Source organism: Ruegeria sp. B1 (assembly GCF_056535885.1).
On the sequence record NZ_JBQFJA010000002.1, the window covers coordinates 80,835 to 95,339 of the forward strand.

General features: G+C 53.6%; 9 protein-coding genes and 9 pseudogenes. 10 read left to right on the plus strand and 8 right to left on the minus strand.

Annotated elements, in window-relative coordinates:
- Nucleotides 1-138: 138 nt before the first annotated feature.
- Nucleotides 139-1,371, plus strand: a complete 1,233-nt coding sequence (locus ACR3ES_RS22980) for a Fic family protein (protein WP_170438124.1) — start codon at nt 139-141, stop codon at nt 1,369-1,371.
- 463 nt (nt 1,372-1,834) lie between these two features.
- Here ACR3ES_RS22980 and ACR3ES_RS22985 read toward each other — a convergent pair.
- Nucleotides 1,835-2,326: pseudogene (locus ACR3ES_RS22985) on the minus strand (IS66 family transposase); the annotation flags it as partial.
- A gap of 211 nt (nt 2,327-2,537) precedes the next feature.
- Complete coding sequence (locus ACR3ES_RS22990; RefSeq protein ID WP_480425673.1) at nt 2,538-3,479, minus strand: LysR family transcriptional regulator; 942 nt, start codon at nt 3,477-3,479, stop codon at nt 2,538-2,540.
- Between the two features lie 105 nt (nt 3,480-3,584).
- Here ACR3ES_RS22990 and ACR3ES_RS22995 point away from each other — a divergent pair, with 105 nt between their 5' ends.
- The 3 genes and pseudogenes from ACR3ES_RS22995 to ACR3ES_RS23005 all read left to right on the plus strand — a co-directional run.
- Nucleotides 3,585-4,028 carry a YybH family protein gene (locus ACR3ES_RS22995; protein ID WP_480493201.1) on the plus strand — a complete coding sequence of 148 codons (444 nt, stop codon included), beginning with the start codon at nt 3,585-3,587 and terminating at the stop codon, nt 4,026-4,028.
- 251 nt (nt 4,029-4,279) lie between these two features.
- Nucleotides 4,280-4,835, plus strand: a pseudogene (locus ACR3ES_RS23000) (IS6 family transposase); the annotation flags it as partial.
- A gap of 108 nt (nt 4,836-4,943) precedes the next feature.
- A pseudogene (locus tag ACR3ES_RS23005) lies at nt 4,944-5,525 on the plus strand (IS110 family RNA-guided transposase); the annotation flags it as partial.
- A 398-nt stretch (nt 5,526-5,923) separates the two neighbouring features.
- Here the strand turns inward: ACR3ES_RS23005 and ACR3ES_RS23010 are convergent.
- Nucleotides 5,924-6,358 (minus strand): hypothetical protein, encoded by a 435-nt coding sequence (locus ACR3ES_RS23010; protein ID WP_480425671.1) that lies wholly within the window; start codon nt 6,356-6,358, stop codon nt 5,924-5,926.
- 145 nt (nt 6,359-6,503) lie between these two features.
- On the opposite strand from ACR3ES_RS23010, the gene ACR3ES_RS23015 reads away from it, so the two are divergent.
- Nucleotides 6,504-6,827, plus strand: coding sequence for an H-NS histone family protein (locus tag ACR3ES_RS23015; RefSeq protein ID WP_480425670.1), 324 nt, complete (start codon nt 6,504-6,506; stop codon nt 6,825-6,827).
- Nucleotides 6,828-6,979: 152 nt separating this feature from the next.
- Here the strand turns inward: ACR3ES_RS23015 and ACR3ES_RS23020 are convergent.
- Both ACR3ES_RS23020 and ACR3ES_RS23025 read right to left on the minus strand, forming a co-directional pair.
- Nucleotides 6,980-7,516 (minus strand): annotated as a pseudogene (locus tag ACR3ES_RS23020) (integrase core domain-containing protein); the annotation flags it as partial.
- A pseudogene (locus tag ACR3ES_RS23025) lies at nt 7,513-8,184 on the minus strand (IS5 family transposase); the annotation flags it as partial. The pseudogenes ACR3ES_RS23025 and ACR3ES_RS23020, both read right to left, overlap by 4 nt.
- A 269-nt stretch (nt 8,185-8,453) precedes the next feature.
- Between ACR3ES_RS23025 and ACR3ES_RS23030 the strand changes: the two are divergent.
- Together ACR3ES_RS23030 and ACR3ES_RS23035 are read left to right on the plus strand one after the other, a co-directional pair.
- The gene (locus ACR3ES_RS23030) at nt 8,454-9,188 is read left to right on the plus strand and encodes a hypothetical protein (RefSeq protein ID WP_480425669.1); all 735 of its coding nucleotides are present in this window, start codon (nt 8,454-8,456) and stop codon (nt 9,186-9,188) included.
- 724 nt (nt 9,189-9,912) lie between these two features.
- A pseudogene (locus ACR3ES_RS23035) lies at nt 9,913-10,713 on the plus strand (IS91 family transposase).
- Nucleotides 10,714-10,814: 101 nt separating this feature from the next.
- Here ACR3ES_RS23035 and ACR3ES_RS23040 read toward each other — a convergent pair.
- Nucleotides 10,815-10,964 carry a hypothetical protein gene (locus tag ACR3ES_RS23040; protein WP_480634782.1) on the minus strand — a complete coding sequence of 50 codons (150 nt, stop codon included), beginning with the start codon at nt 10,962-10,964 and terminating at the stop codon, nt 10,815-10,817.
- A gap of 150 nt (nt 10,965-11,114) precedes the next feature.
- Here ACR3ES_RS23040 and ACR3ES_RS23045 point away from each other — a divergent pair.
- The 3 genes and pseudogenes from ACR3ES_RS23045 to ACR3ES_RS23055 all read left to right on the plus strand — a co-directional run.
- Nucleotides 11,115-11,562 (plus strand): annotated as a pseudogene (locus tag ACR3ES_RS23045) (IS5 family transposase); the annotation flags it as partial.
- A gap of 179 nt (nt 11,563-11,741) precedes the next feature.
- A complete protein-coding gene (locus tag ACR3ES_RS23050) occupies nt 11,742-12,077 on the plus strand; it encodes a hypothetical protein (protein ID WP_480425667.1) in 336 nt (111 codons plus the stop codon).
- A 934-nt stretch (nt 12,078-13,011) separates the two neighbouring features.
- Nucleotides 13,012-14,037 carry an IS110 family RNA-guided transposase gene (locus tag ACR3ES_RS23055; protein ID WP_170438376.1) on the plus strand — a complete coding sequence of 342 codons (1,026 nt, stop codon included), beginning with the start codon at nt 13,012-13,014 and terminating at the stop codon, nt 14,035-14,037.
- Nucleotides 14,038-14,127: 90 nt separating this feature from the next.
- Here ACR3ES_RS23055 and ACR3ES_RS23060 read toward each other — a convergent pair.
- Nucleotides 14,128-14,262, minus strand: a pseudogene (locus tag ACR3ES_RS23060) (IS481 family transposase); the annotation flags it as partial.
- Nucleotides 14,263-14,385: 123 nt separating this feature from the next.
- Nucleotides 14,386-14,496, minus strand: a pseudogene (locus ACR3ES_RS23065) (DDE-type integrase/transposase/recombinase); the annotation flags it as partial.
- Nucleotides 14,497-14,505 lie beyond the last annotated feature (9 nt).

The window sequence follows — 14,505 nt, forward strand, 5'->3', positions numbered from 1 at the left end:
GCTAGTAGTGTAGCTCTCCGGAAAGCCCGTGCCTTCTTCAATTCCAACAAAGATCGGCATGCTACATCGGCAAAAAAATCACTAGTATGGATCATAAGTAGCTGATATTACGTTAAACAGCAATAGGCAAAGATCGGCATGAAAAATATCGAAACACCGGCACGCATTGAGCCGTGCGGCATTGAAGAAGCCATTCCTGTAGCGCTTTCGGATCTAGCTCTCGAGGTGCGCGCAGCTTCCTTAGAGTTGGGTAGAGGTCTACATGCAGACGGCATAGCCGAGTTGCGTACAATGACCCAAATTATGAACTCTTACTATTCAAACTTGATCGAAGGCCACAACACTAAACCAGCCGACATCCAGCGCGCATTGGAAGGCCAACAGGTTGCAGAGCAGGATAGGCCACTGGCCGAAGAAGCGGCGGCGCACGTTAAGGTACAAGCCTGGATTGATGGGCTGGCCGAGAGGCAAGAGCTTCCCAGTCCCACTTCCGTTGATTTTATTCGCGAGATTCATCACCGCTTCTACTCGTTAATGCCATCAGAATTTAGAATGGTGGAGCATCGGGGTCGACGCATGGAGATCGTGCCTGGTGCGTTTCGGAGCATCGATCAAGAGGTAACCGTCGGTCGACACCAGCCCCCTTCGGCTGACAGGCTGGACGATTTTATGAACTACTTCTCTTGGCGCTACTACGGTCTCACACGCGGAGCGACTGGTCGTGTCCTTGCGATCGCGTGGGCGCACCATAGGCTCAACTACATCCATCCATTTCTGGATGGGAATGGCAGAGTCAGCCGACTTATGTCTCACGCGATGTGCCATCATGCCGGAATTGCAAGCGGCGGTATGTGGTCCATTAGTAGAGGGCTCGCTCGAGGTCTAAACGACCGTGGTGAATACAAGCTTCGGATGGACGCCACTGACAGTCCGCGCCGAGGCGAAAGAGACGGTCGAGGTAACCTTTCGTTGGCGGCCCTCACGCAGTTCACGGCTTGGTTCTTGACCGTCATTCTCGACCAAATTCAGTTTACAACCGCAGTTTTTGATCTAAAGGAACTCAAACCGAGGTACTTGTCGCTGGTAAGAGACAGGCATCCAACAGACGCAAGGCTGCAACGTTTGATAGAACATGTCTTAGACTTTGGCGGCTTGGCTCGAGGCGACGCTCAATTTGTTTTGGGAGTCAGCGAACGGGCGGCCCGCTCAGACCTTTCGAAGGCGGTTGCTGAGGGCTATTTGGCATCCGCTACGCCGAAAGGACCAGTACGTATTGCTTTTCCTTTAGCATACCGTGAGCGCCTTTTCCCAAACCTATTTTCTCACGAAGAGATTCAAGTCCCAAGACCTCCCGCTTTGCCTAACATATGACAATTGGGCGTTGCTCTTCGGTGATGGATCGAGATATCCGATTGCCCGACATGCAATCTGGAATAGTATCAACCTGATGGCTTCAGTTAGAGATTGATCATCTAAGTCAATACGGGAGAAAGCACTATGCCACTTTCGAAAATAGGGTCAGGCTTCGGTAGAACCTGCACGATGTTATTGAAAGCGTGAGCGTCCGACTGACCCGCACTGCCGGAAGTGGCTACGGCCAGATACTGTCCAGTTATGAGATAAAGGACAGTAACGAGCCCGTCCAGTGCCGCCACCCCAATCCGAGTCTTAAGGATAAACCTCTCAATCCGAGTTGCAATTTTCTGATGCAAATTTAGGAGTTTCAATGCTACCATCAGACCGTTGAGCATCGGAGAATTCCACAGAGATTACCCATGGGCTTGATGGTGCGAACTTCCCATCTGGCCAGACCGTTACGTAAGCGGTGCGCCGATCACACGTCTGCGGTGTAATTCCAAGGCATCAAGCTGCCAATGTTGGACTGTTTGTGCCCGTTTGCGATTGCGGCCAGGGTTTGGGTGAGCCAGGCGTGCGGATCGACATTGTTCAATTTGCAGGTCTCGATCATCGATGCGAGGATGGCCCAGTTCTGAGCTCCGGCCTCATGCCCAGCGAAGAGGGCATTCTTTCGGTTCAAGGCAATAGGGCGGATTGTGCGCTCGACGCTGTTGGAATCCAGTTCCACGCGCCCGTCGCCCAGGAATACGGTCAGACCATCCCAGTGTTTGGCAATGTAGCTCAGGGCCTCACCGATGGGTGACTTGGCGGAGACACGAGCGCGCTGTTCCCGAAGCCAATTTTCCATCTGATCGATGATCGGTTTTGAACGTTCCTGCCGCGCTGCCGCTCGGATTTCGGGGGCGTTGCCCCTGATTTCCTTTTCGATGCGGTAGAGTTCCCGTATTTGTCCGATGCCTTCATCGGCAAACCACCGGCTCCGGAATCCATCGTTCAGATGGACCAAAGGCCGATCATGCACTAACAATCAAGTTGGACCACTCAGGTGGGGCTGATCACCACATTACAGGCACGCAATGGTCCACCCGAAAGTACATGAACCCACTATTCGCGGACCAAACCCAAGGAGCCGATGTCGCGTGAAAACCAAATGTGCGAAAGATCTTTGACACTAGCCTTTAAAACTTACACTCGCTTAAAGCTGTTCGAACGGCTTCAATCACCTCTTTCACGGAGCGGGGAACTAACGTGTCGTAGGTGTGAACAGCGTATATTGGTGTCGGGTTGGGTAGTAATAGCTCACACAGTCGCACCAGTGATCTTTCTTCGATTTCCTGTGCGACACGAATGTCAGGTAGCAATGCGACCCCCAATCCTTCGCGAGTGCAAGCGGCAATGGCATCAAGCGTGTTGCAGCAAAAACTTGGATTGAATTTCAAGGTAACGGTTTTCATGCGATCTTTGGTGGGAATAGTATGGATTACAGCTGACGGCTCTCGCACATGCGCGATGTAAGGCAGGCCTTGGACCCATTTTGCAAACTCAGGTGTGTCCGAACGCGGCGCGTTGGCCATGAGCGAAGGGGCGACACACAGGATGTCTCGTAGCGACCCTATTTTGCGGACGCGAAGGTTACTATCACGCAAAACACCTACCGTAATTGCGATATCAATCCCCTCTGCGATCAAATCCAACCTGGCGTCATCTGCAATCACCGTCGGCTCAAGTTCTGGAAACTGGTGCATAACCTTGGCCATTGCTGGGGCAATGATCGGCGCCATCAGGGCATGGGGAGCGGTGATTTTGATTGGACCGGACGGTACCGCGCCATACGCTTCCATCTCAGTTTCCGCTTGCTTTGCCAACGCGAGCACCTCTTTGCATCGCCGGTAATACCGCTCTCCTGCTGGGGTTAGCGACAGGTGCCGCGTCGTGCGCACTGCCAATTTGATGCCCAATTGTGCTTCCAGCTTTTTCAAGCTCTGGCTGACTGCTGACTTTGCCAAGTTCAACTCATCCGCTGCCCGGGTGATCGAACCCGTTTCGACAATAGTGACAAAGTTTAAAGGTAGTGTTGAGAGCACGACTATTTGTTCTCTAACATTGAACAGTGATTTCATTTTTGGCCGCTTTTTGAACCAACGTAAATACCCCAAGTACGGCTCAGCGACGAAATGCAAACAAATAAAAGTAGAGATTGTAAAATGAAAAAAGCTACGTGCCCCATGCTTGACGCAACACTGACCACAAGTGTGTCCGCACAATCCCTGACTTCAGATCCAGCCACAAGTGCGGCGCGTGAAACGGCGCTTAGTATCGCTGTTGCCGAAGGTAGCCTTGCATGGCGCAATGCTTTCAACGCGGGAGACGCGGCTGGCGCAGCTGAAGTGTACGAAGAAGATGCGATTATGGTAGTTAAGCCATTCGGCACCTTTGAAGGCCGCGAAGCGATCCAAGCTTTTTGGGCTGACATAATTGCGAAAGGTTTCAATGACGTAGTTTATGTCAATACAACAACCCATGTTATTGATCAAACACTGACCGCCGCCAGCGTTTCCGCAGATTGGAAAATGAACAACGCCAAAGGCATCATTATAGACGAGTTGTGGGTATTGCAGCCTGATGGGACAGCCCTGATACGCGAAGGCCATTTCGAAATCACTCAGTAAAGCTCCAAGGCTCGAGAAAATGGCAGGTCCATGGCACATCAAAAATCTCACTCTGCGCCCCGCAGATGCTGACGTACAACAAAGGTTCTATTGCGTTTACAACTGAGGGCAGAATAGTACGTCTCTCATGAGCGTTTGTGGATGTCTCGGCATGAGGAGATTACCCCACTGGCACGGGTGGTCAAAGTCTGTAACCATTACAGGGGTATTGCCAATTTGTTTTGGCGGAGAGATTTCGCTATGTCGCGCGTATGTACATCCCTACGATTATGCCACGCCTGAAGGGTGGTTTTCGCTTTCCTCGAGAGATCATAGCCGATGCGGTTTTGGCTTATACTATCGCTTTGCGTTGAGCACAGCTAACGTCGAGGATCTGTTGGCTGCTACGGGCGTGATCGTCAGCCGGGAAACCGTCCGGCTTTGGGTCAGTCGTTTCGGTCAACACTTTGCAGGTTACATCCGCCGAGACCGTCCGCAGCCACAAGACAAGTGTCACATGGACGAAGTCGCGATTTTGATCCGCGGCAAGAAGCATTGGCTGTGATGCGCGCTCGCCGCAAATGGCGATGTGTTCGACATTCTCCTGCAAACGCGACGATACGCCAAAGTCGCAAAGCGCTTCTTCAAAGGGCTAGCTGCGCAATTTGGCAAACTCAGGGTCGTCATCACCGACAAATTGCGCGTCTACATCAATTCGATCAAAACATTGCACCGCACGCTGACCATCACGCTCACAAAGGTCTAAACAACGCAATCGAAGTATCACACCGACCGACTCGAAAACGAGAGAAGATAATGGGTCGGTTCTGATCCCCCCGGCATGCTCAGTTCGCATGGGCTTTGATGGATTGACCGCCCCCCGATGGCATCAACGTTCCAAGGTGGGTCTGCGATGATCCATAAAGGAGGGCGGTCATGTCACAGATTATCACGGTTGGAGTTGATCTGGCGAAGAATGTGTTTCAGGTGCACGGTTCAGATGATGAAAGCTAGCCAGTGCTGAGAAAGAAACTGCGGCGAGCGCAGGTACTGGAGTTTTTCGAGGTGCTGCCATCTTGCGTCGTTGCGATCGAGGCCTGTGGCGGCGCTCATTTCTGGGGCCGCGAAACCGGCAAACCGGGTTATGATGTCCGGGTAATCCCACCGACCTGCGTCAGGCCCTTCGTCAAGCGCCAGAAGAACGATACTGCAGACGCCATCTGCGAAGCAGCGATGCGTCCGACAATGTGCTTCGTGCCGGTGAAGAGCTAAGAGACGCAGAGTGCTGCGATGGTGTTCCGTGTGCGCGAGTTTGTGATCCGGCAGCGGACCCAGGCCATCAATGCCCTGCATGGCCATTTGAGCGGATTCGGGTAGATCGTGTCGCAATGAGCCGCAAATGCATCGAAGCTGGCTGCGATTATCGAAGATCCCGAAAGCGGTCTGCCAGCCGATGCCATCCGCACGCTCCAGGTTCTGATCACCACACTAACCCAGCTTCAGGCTGAGATCGCCCGTCGTGCCAAGTAGAACAAAACGGTGCGGATCCTCTGGGCACTGATGGCCCGGGGTGGCGTTTACCAGTCTCCGGCCGCGCTGGCATAAGGCTGCTGTAGGTTGCGAGGACGTCGGAGCGCAGGAGGGCGAGGAGCAGTTTGGCGCAACAGTCGTGAGACAGGATCGGGAGAACCAGTGTGCAACAGAGTGCCATTGAGCACGCGGCTTTGATCTGGCCCCGATTTTCGAACACAGTACATGGTGTGATTGCGGCGGTCGCTCTCCGATGGCGAACACGGTCCAGTATGCTGGCCTCACGAGATAAATGTCGTAAGGAGAACTACCTATGCAACACTATGCTGGTTTGGATGTATCGCTAAAAGAGATTTCGATTTGTGTCGTGGACAAGGAGGTCTCTATCACCGGAATTGATTGCGCATGAAAGCGGTCAGTTGTCGATCTGGTTGCAGCGCGGGCTGGGTCAGTAGGAGCTTCCGGTCGTTTGCATTGATACACGCAGGGCGCACAAAGGCCTGTCGGCCCGCCCCAACAAGTCCGACGCGGTGGACGTGGAAGGTCTTGCGCAACTTACGCGCACGGGCTGGTTCACACCGGTCCACTTCCGTATTGAAGGCTCGTATCATTTGCGCGCTCTGGTTAGCGCTCGCGCACAATTGATCGATCTGCGCAAAGACCTCGAAGGACATATTCGGGGAGTTCTGAAGACCTTCGGGATACGCCTGAGAGGAATTGGGAAAGGCCGTCAGCGGCAGGGCTTTCGAGTCCAACTCGCCGCCGCAGGCGAGCGGGACCCTATTTTGCGAGTGATCGCCGACGGCTTCATCGCGGCTCATGCAACCCTTTGCCAAGCTGCGGCGGAACTGGTGGTTTGCCCAAATTCGCGTGGGTTGGTGCGCAATTCAGTGAACGAGGGACTAAATCTTGCTCAGAAACCAAATAGCTGCTTTATCGTAGCTGGACAAAGCTAAAGGATAAACGATGCCGATAGACATTAAGAGTCTAAATGCCGCTGAACTAAAAGAACTCGCTAAGCAGATTGAAAAGCGCGTAGTGGAAGTTGAAAAAGAGACGCTGAAAACAGCGCTGAAGGAAATGCATGCCATTGCCGACAAGCTGGGGGTCAGTTTTGAAGCTGTGATTGCAATGCACCGCGGCAAGGATCGAAAGTCAACGAAGAAATCCACTGCCAAATACGTCAATCCCGATAATCGTTCGCAAACCTGGACTGGTCGTGGTCGTCAACCACTGTGGATTAAAGAAGCGCTTAACGCTGGAAAGTCCATTGATGATTTGAGAGTGTAAGATCAGTTTAAGGGCGTTGGGGAATTGAATACTGAGAGACCTAAGTCGGCGGTTGAGATCAGCAAACAACATCCTAGTCCGGCGTACTACCTCATGTGTAGTGGTTCCGATGTGATCTGACAGTTGGCCGATTTCCGGCGGTGTGTGTCAGGTCAAGTTTGGTTCAGGAACTTTTCCTTCCAGATATCTTTGCCCTCGATCATGGTCTGGAACGGCGTTCTGGCGCAACACATTTTGCCTTGATGAGTGCGCTCGTTGTTGTAGTGGAGCAGCCATTCATCGAGATCGGCCTGCAATGCATCGATGCTGTCATAGAGTTTCTTGCGGAACGCGACCTGGTAGAACTCCTGCAACATTGTCTTGTAGAAGCGCTCGCAGATGCCGTTGGCCTGCGGTGATTTCACCTTAGTCTTGGCGTGGTCGATGTCATTGATCGCCAGGAAGAGTTGGAAATCGTGTTTGTCGACGCGCACGCAGTATTCCGTCCCGCGATCTGTCATGATCCGCAGTACCGGCAGGTCGTGCTCATCATAGCATGGCAGCACCCGGTTATTGCGCAGGTCGGCGGCGGTTATCAGTGTTTTGGTGGTGTAGAACTTGGCATGCGCCACCTTGCAATAGGTGTCGACATAGGTCTGCTGGTAGACCCGTCCAACACCCTTGAGCGTGCCGACATAGAAGGTGTCCTGCGGGGCAGGATGACGGCATGAGCGCCGCGCGCCGCCATCGCGGCGTGACACTTGCGGGTATCATGGGCACCATCTGCGGTCACCGACCTGATGTCTTGGTCGGGTAGGATTGGTTCAACAGCTCTGGCAACATGAGAGCATCCACTGCCCGGCAGGCGCATCCGCAGGATGCTGCCGAGAGGGGTCGACATTGCTGGTTGTCACTTCCACAGTCACCGCAAACGTTTCTTCATCGACCCAATATGCATCTTGCGCCAGACCCGTCGTTTGGGGCCAACGTGTTTGCGGGCGTTCCACTCGCCTCCCCCTCGGATTTGATGCCGGTGCTATCAATCAGCAAATTCAGCGGGCCGGTCCCATTATGATAGGGCAAGCTCACGCTCAGTACCTTTTGACGACGGCTCAATGAACTGAACTCCGGTACTTCCCAGTCCAGTCCGGCCAATTGCAAAAGGCTTTTCACAAACCCCGTGATCTGCCGCAGCGGCAGCCCGAATAGTACCTTGATCGCAAGACAGGTCTGGATCGCGGAATTGCTGAAATGCTGCTGGCGGCCGCGTCGGCCGCACCCAATTCATGTCTGAGTCAAACCAAACCGACAATGACTCGCCTTGTTTCAGAGCGTTGTTGTAAGATGGCCAGTTTCTGGCCTTGTACTTCGCAAGGATTCAACTGCTTATGCCTTCCAGCTATCATGCCGGGTTCAAGCGGTGAATCCTTGGCCTCGATTTGTGCAACAAAATCACCAGAGCTTTATCACGAGCTTTCGGGCGACGGCGATGATGGCCTTCTACCTTGGCCTATAGGTCGCGCCAGATCAATTGCATTGCCACTTCAAATAGAGTGCCGCGACATTCCGTCTTTTTGCGGTTAAGTACAGGCCGAGGGGCAAGAAAATTACGATAGTTTTCAGCTATTTAACAATACTTAATCAGTATTGGCTTTCGAGATCAATATGACCGATCTTCATCCAAACTCCTCAGACACAATACGCATGCGTTGCGATCACGAAATGGATTTAACCAGAATAACTCAGACTATGCGTTTGCGCTTTAGCCGTTTTTGGTTTTCGTTCTGTGCAGCTCTGGGGTTGGCAACGTTTGCACTCACCATGGCAATGCTTTTTCCGTTACGGGCTTCAGCCGTCAGTCATGAAGGCGGGCCAATTGAAACGGTTTCCGCCGCTGCGCTTTTTGCGGCTGGGATGGCTGCGCTGTATCGCTTTCCCGGGCTCAACCGGATGTATATTGGACTAGTCTGTCTGCTCTTGGCGGAGCGAGAGTTGGACGCCGGAATTTACCCGATAGGCAGCACACGCTATTGGGTGCTGAGCAATTTTGACACGTTGCTTGACATGGCGGTTTTGCAGGTTGCGTTAGCGGTTTTGGTGATGGGTGGATTTGTTCGGCACGGGATGCCCAATACACTTTGGGCCCTGAAATTGCGCGCGCCTTTCCTGCAGGTGTTCGTCTTCGCAGGCCTGTCAGCATGTATTGCTCAGGTAGTGGAAGAGGTGTCCGGTGTTTACGCTGCCGATCTGTCGGATGTTGTGATGGTTCGTCTGTTCGTTTTGGAAGAAATGTTGGAAATGTTATTTGCGGTTGGCGTGTTGATCGCTGTCCTAATCGGATGGCCAAAAACGCATTTCCAGAAGAGGCTTAACGGGACATGATGCAAACTTTTAACCGAAGTTGGTAAGGCCTTGTCGCGTTGGACCAACTGGATGCAAGGCCGACGTGTTCACATCTCAGTTGAACATTGCCTTGGTGTAACTTGACCCAACAAGCAGAGTTCAAGCCTGCCAGAGCGATGACAAAATAGCTAGAGTAAAGGACGATTGTAAAGGCGACAAACTATGAAGCGGCTGACTATCTCAACACCCCAAAATTTAATCAAGCCTATCTTGAGTCGGCATTCGAAACGAATAGTGCGGCTTTGATTTCAGGAGCGGATGTGTAGCAGACTCTTGTTCCCGATTGACTGGCGTACAAAAGCCGTATGGTACGGCTACCTCGGATACGTGATCGTTTGCCGATCAATCGTTTGGTTTAAGAACCCACGGTACAACGCCCACGCAAAGCGGATCCCCCAACGATGGGAAAGTATGAGCGTTCAACAACATCGAAACCAACCTCACGTACTGTATTTTGGCGCGCTTCGATCGACACATAAAGGTTGTCGTGATCTTCTTTGGTTACAAAGCTATCGCTGCGGACCCAATCGGCCCCCAGAACGGTCTAACTAGGTCGCACTGCGTCTGCCAGATGGCTGAAGCAGGCGCTGTATCCAGCCCAATTTGGGGCTAACCTTTCGACCACTGCGCGTTACACGCGGGTTGCCACGACGACAATCGCGAAGACGCAGAGCCTGCGTTCGATCGCCTCAGTCTGGAAGTGGTGCCGCCTGCTGAGGGACGTGCAAGGCGCCCGGCCGCGGAGGTTGCAGGTGTTTTCCGCCGCTATGACGAGGCGTGGCGACAGGGTCATGACGGTCATCTGCCCATGTCGAGCGCTGGGTGATGAGCGCGATTGAGCTGTGCAGGCTAGCTGCGCTTGGCGGCCATGTCGAGGGCTACCGGTCCGGGTGTTGTAGCGCCTGTTCAGACGGCTGTTTTTGGAAGTATTGCGCGCCGCCTTCGATGTTGAACAAGTGCAGTGCTTCGGCGAGATTGAAGGATTGGCTGACCAGCAGGCCCTTGCTCGTCTTCTGACTACTGCAGGTCGCTGCGACCGGGTCGTTTATGCCAAGCCACCCTTTGACGGCCGGAACAGGTGCTGGCCTATCTCAGCAGTTACACCTATCAGGTTGCCATCGCCGACTCCCGCCTGATCAGCATGGAGGACGGCAGGGTGACCTTCCGTTGGCGCGACTATCGTCGTGGCCGCAGGACCAGACGGATGACCGTCGACGCCGGTGAGTTCATCCGACGTTTCCTCCTGCATACCCTGCCGGACGGCATTTATCGGATCCGTCACTACGGCTTTCTCGTAAACGGACAGCGCGCTGTCCGTCTCACAGCCTGCCGGGCGCTGCTGGCTGCCGGGACATCGGAGACAGCCGACCGCGTCCGACTCGCAACAAGCCCAGAATCTGTTTCACGTCCTTGCCCCTGCTGCGGCTGGCCGATGGTCACACTCGCCGTCTGGTATCATGGTCAGGCACCACCCACCGGACCGTTCTGGAATGACAGCTCATGAGTACTCGAGACAAAACACCGCCACGCGATCCGCAGCCGATCCGCGCGAGGACCGGAAAGATGGTCTGCGGGCCAAGACCCCGATTATGCCGGTCCTGATCGCTACGCGAGACCACAGGCCCGCAAACCGGTCCGGTTCAGCGGTCCCCCGCGACCAGCCATGGCTCCATCAGCCGACTGTTCGGCACCATTCATCCGCACGTACACCCTCTTGGTTACAACGCAGGTCAAGGCCAGAGACACAATCCCCATAGCGCAAAACCGGCCCGAGGGTTTGTTCAATCCGGCTTCAGTGAGGTCCGCCCGACACCTGTGCGGTGGCATTGGCGTTCTGCCCGCGAACCTCAAAGAACCCTCCAGATTCTCAGCGGGCCATTGACGTGATTCAAGCTGGTCTCTGCAATGGAGACCAACTTGGCGCGAAAACTGATGTCGAACGAGGAGTGGGCGTTATTTCAGCGCTTTATCTTGGGTGTCCGCGCCCCGAACGGACGCAGAACCACTAACCACCGCCTTGTTTTAGGTGGGATACTCTGGATCGAACGCACCGGATCACCCTGGCGAGACTTGCCCGAAGAGCTCGGGAAATTATCGAGTGTCTAGCGACAGTTCCGGCACTGGACATCCGCGGGGCTCTGGGGACAAACTCTGGAAGCCTTGACCGAGAGCAGCATCGTTCCTGACACCCTTCAAATGGTCGACAGCACTGTGGTTTATGCCCATCATCAGACAGCGGGCGCAAAAGGGGGGGCTTCGGCAACAGGGTTTTGGCCGCTCAAAACGCGGCTTCGTGGCCAAAATCCATCTCCGGGTGAATGCGGCCGGTCTGCCGATGAGAACTGACATCACACTCAAGGAACTGGCCGCTGCGCTGGCCGAGACATATGGGGTAGAGGTGCAGTTCTCCTCGCTGCACCGCGCTCTCGAACGCGCGGGGTTGTCATGTAAAAAAGATTGATCGCAGCGGAACGTGATCGGCCTGCGCTGCATGAAGTCCGTCGAGACTGGATAGTGCGTCGTCAGCCCCGGATGAGTCAGGAACCGCACAGGCTGGTCTTCATCGACGAGACGGCCGTGTCAAAACAAACCCCACGCGGCTTCGGGGGCGGACGCCTTTCGGAGAACGGCTCTACGGCACCGCACTCTTCGGCAAATGGCACGCAGACCTTTATCGCTGACCTGACGCAGGACGCCCTGATCGCGCCCTGGGTGATCGACGGCGACATGAACAGGCCTGCTTTCTACATCTACGTTGAAACACAGCTGGTCGGGGTGCTCGATTCCAGAACTGTTGTCATCCTCAACAACCTGTCGACCCCAAAAAGCCCTCGCGCCGCGCAAGCCCTGCGAAGGCGCGGATTCTAGTGCTTGTTCCTGCCCGCCTACAGCCCGGATCTCAATCCGATCGAAACACAATAGTCGCGTGAAAGGGGCGCAGGCTGCGATTTGGAGCGCCACTCAAGTTCCAGTAGCTTCAACACACTGTGACTGCCGCCGAGCTTAAACGTTCTCAAAAACAGAAATTGCAGAAGTTAAGAAACCAGCCAAATCAAGCCCGCAAGCTGAGCGTTTTTTACCTCTGCACACGTTAGTTGTTGATTTTGATAATGCCAAGTTGTCGTTTTGTCGCCAAAAGGTTGTAATAACAGATGCTGTTTGCCACGAGGAATAGGCGCGGTGATGCATCAAAATGCGATTCGCAAACTGTCTCGCATCGCACGAAACTGTTATATACACTTGGCTTTGTCAGATGCTATCTAAATGCCAGACCGCCTATTAAAATCCTAAACGCCCTTATCGCTTGCTGTGCGGATGGCGTCTGCACAAGACACTTAAGATAGATCTAACCATAGATTTTATATATTAAAATATATAAATTTAGTATTAAAAATTACATTAATGCCGGTGCTATGATCAAGAGTATCAGCAGCGTAAGGCGGAAGTAACCTCTAATACCTCGTAACCGCCGCCTGGTGAAGCTCATGGGCGCCGAAAGGGGGCTCTCCGATGCAGTCAGGGTCGTTGGTCCCTGGCTGCATTGGGCGAAAGGTAAATTGATACACAGATCGTGAATTTACTAGTCCCGAAAATCAGGAAAATTCATTTCAAACAAAATGCGCATTGCTTGCAATCTGACTATTTCGCTACATTATTGACATAATTAGAAAACACTCTTCGTATCGCTGCCGCCGTTAGTAGAGCCGGTATTGTCACGTTAACCGGGTTCTGATGGAGTGGACATCCCCTGATCTCCCATCTGATAGGTTTTGGATATGGAAGGCATCAGGAGGTTATCTAAATGGCGGATTTGGACCTTGTCGGCATAGATCTGGCGAAGAATGTGTTTCAACCTCATGGTTGCAGTTCCACGGGCGAGGCGGTGTTTCGTAAACAACTCAGACGCAACAAACTTCTGTCGTTCATTGCTGAACTGCTAGCGTGCACCATTGCGATTGAGGCTTGTTCTGGGAGCCATTGTCGGGGCCGAGAATTTGAAGCACTCGGACAAACGGTTCGTTTGATCGCGCACAAATATGTCAAACCGTTTGTGAAACGCAGCAAGAGTGATTTGATCGACGCCGAAGCCCTTTGCGAGGCAGCCCTGCGACCAACGATGCGGTTTGTGCAGGTCCGCAGCGAAGACAATCAGGCTGCGGCCCTGGCATTCAAAGCGCGGGATTTGTTGGTCCAGCAACGCACGCAGATCATCAATGCCTTGCGCGGCCACCTGTCCGAGTTCGGTTTTGTGGTTGCCAAAGGCCCGACACACGTCCGTAAACTTGTTTCTGTAGTCGAAGACGGGAGCATTAAATTGCCGGAGATGTCCCGCCCTCTCTTGAACATCTTTGTCGATACGCTTGAAGCTTTGAATGTTCGCATCCGACAGTTGGAAGCGCAAATCGCGCAGCGTGCGAAGGAAGATGAAACATGTCAGAGGTTGACCGCGATACCGGGCGTTGGCCCGATTATTGCGACAGCGATTGTTGCACTTGCGCCACCACCATCGACCTTTAGACGAGGGCGCGATTTTGCGGCATGGGTAGGCTTAACCCCGCTCCAGCATTCGATCGGCGGCAAGCAGCGCCTGAGGCACACGTCAAAGATGGGAAACCGAACGTTACGACGCCTCCTCATTATTGGAGCCAGCGCAGTGGTTAGATGGGCCGAGCACAATGGGGCCGCACCGGGCTCTTGGCTCGCAAGAATGCTGGAGCGCAAACCACCCATGTTAGTCAGGGTAGCACTGGCCAATAAAATGGCGCGTATCGTCTGGGCGCTGATGGCACATGGCGAAGAATATCGGGTACAGGTTGTTACACGTTAGAGCCGTGTGAACGATCTGATCCCGGAGGCGTGGGAAGGTCAAACGGAAGGTAAGGCGCAACAGTCGAAGAGACGAGATCAGGAAAACCAGCTTGCTACACTTCGCGACAGTCTTTGGATTCACACCATAGGTTCGGCTCAATTCCGCGGACGAAGCTGTCGACCGCTGTATTGCAGCTCGGATAGCGTGCGTGGTCGTGGCGCTGCCGTGAAGTACCCGCCCCATAATCCCTCCCGTCGATGATGACACATCAATGAACCATCACACTCCGGGACCCAACACTTAGTGAGTAGATTTGAAGACTTTCATGATTGGATAGTCTTTGAATTCAGTGTCTTTAACATCGGGGATCGGTTTTAAATAGGTTTGCAACGTGTCTGTGATTATGGCGCGGGGTTCGCCGAATTCCGAAATTAACCGCTACAGAAATCGCTTGGCTGCCTTGGCGTTCCGCCGGGACGGGATGAT

What these genes read in the sequence shown, in the direction of transcription:
- ACR3ES_RS22980 (WP_170438124.1), top strand. Translation starts at nt 139, where the DNA reads ATGAAAAATATCGAAACACCGGCACGCATTGAGCCGTGCGGCATTGAA.
- ACR3ES_RS22990 (WP_480425673.1), bottom strand. Translation starts at nt 3,479, where the DNA reads ATGAAATCACTGTTCAATGTTAGAGAACAAATAGTCGTGCTCTCAACA.
- ACR3ES_RS22995 (WP_480493201.1), top strand. Translation starts at nt 3,585, where the DNA reads ATGCTTGACGCAACACTGACCACAAGTGTGTCCGCACAATCCCTGACT.
- ACR3ES_RS23010 (WP_480425671.1), bottom strand. Translation starts at nt 6,358, where the DNA reads ATGAGCCGCGATGAAGCCGTCGGCGATCACTCGCAAAATAGGGTCCCG.
- ACR3ES_RS23015 (WP_480425670.1), top strand. Translation starts at nt 6,504, where the DNA reads ATGCCGATAGACATTAAGAGTCTAAATGCCGCTGAACTAAAAGAACTC.
- ACR3ES_RS23040 (WP_480634782.1), bottom strand. Translation starts at nt 10,964, where the DNA reads ATGGGGATTGTGTCTCTGGCCTTGACCTGCGTTGTAACCAAGAGGGTG.
- ACR3ES_RS23050 (WP_480425667.1), top strand. Translation starts at nt 11,742, where the DNA reads ATGAGTCAGGAACCGCACAGGCTGGTCTTCATCGACGAGACGGCCGTG.
- ACR3ES_RS23055 (WP_170438376.1), top strand. Translation starts at nt 13,012, where the DNA reads ATGGCGGATTTGGACCTTGTCGGCATAGATCTGGCGAAGAATGTGTTT.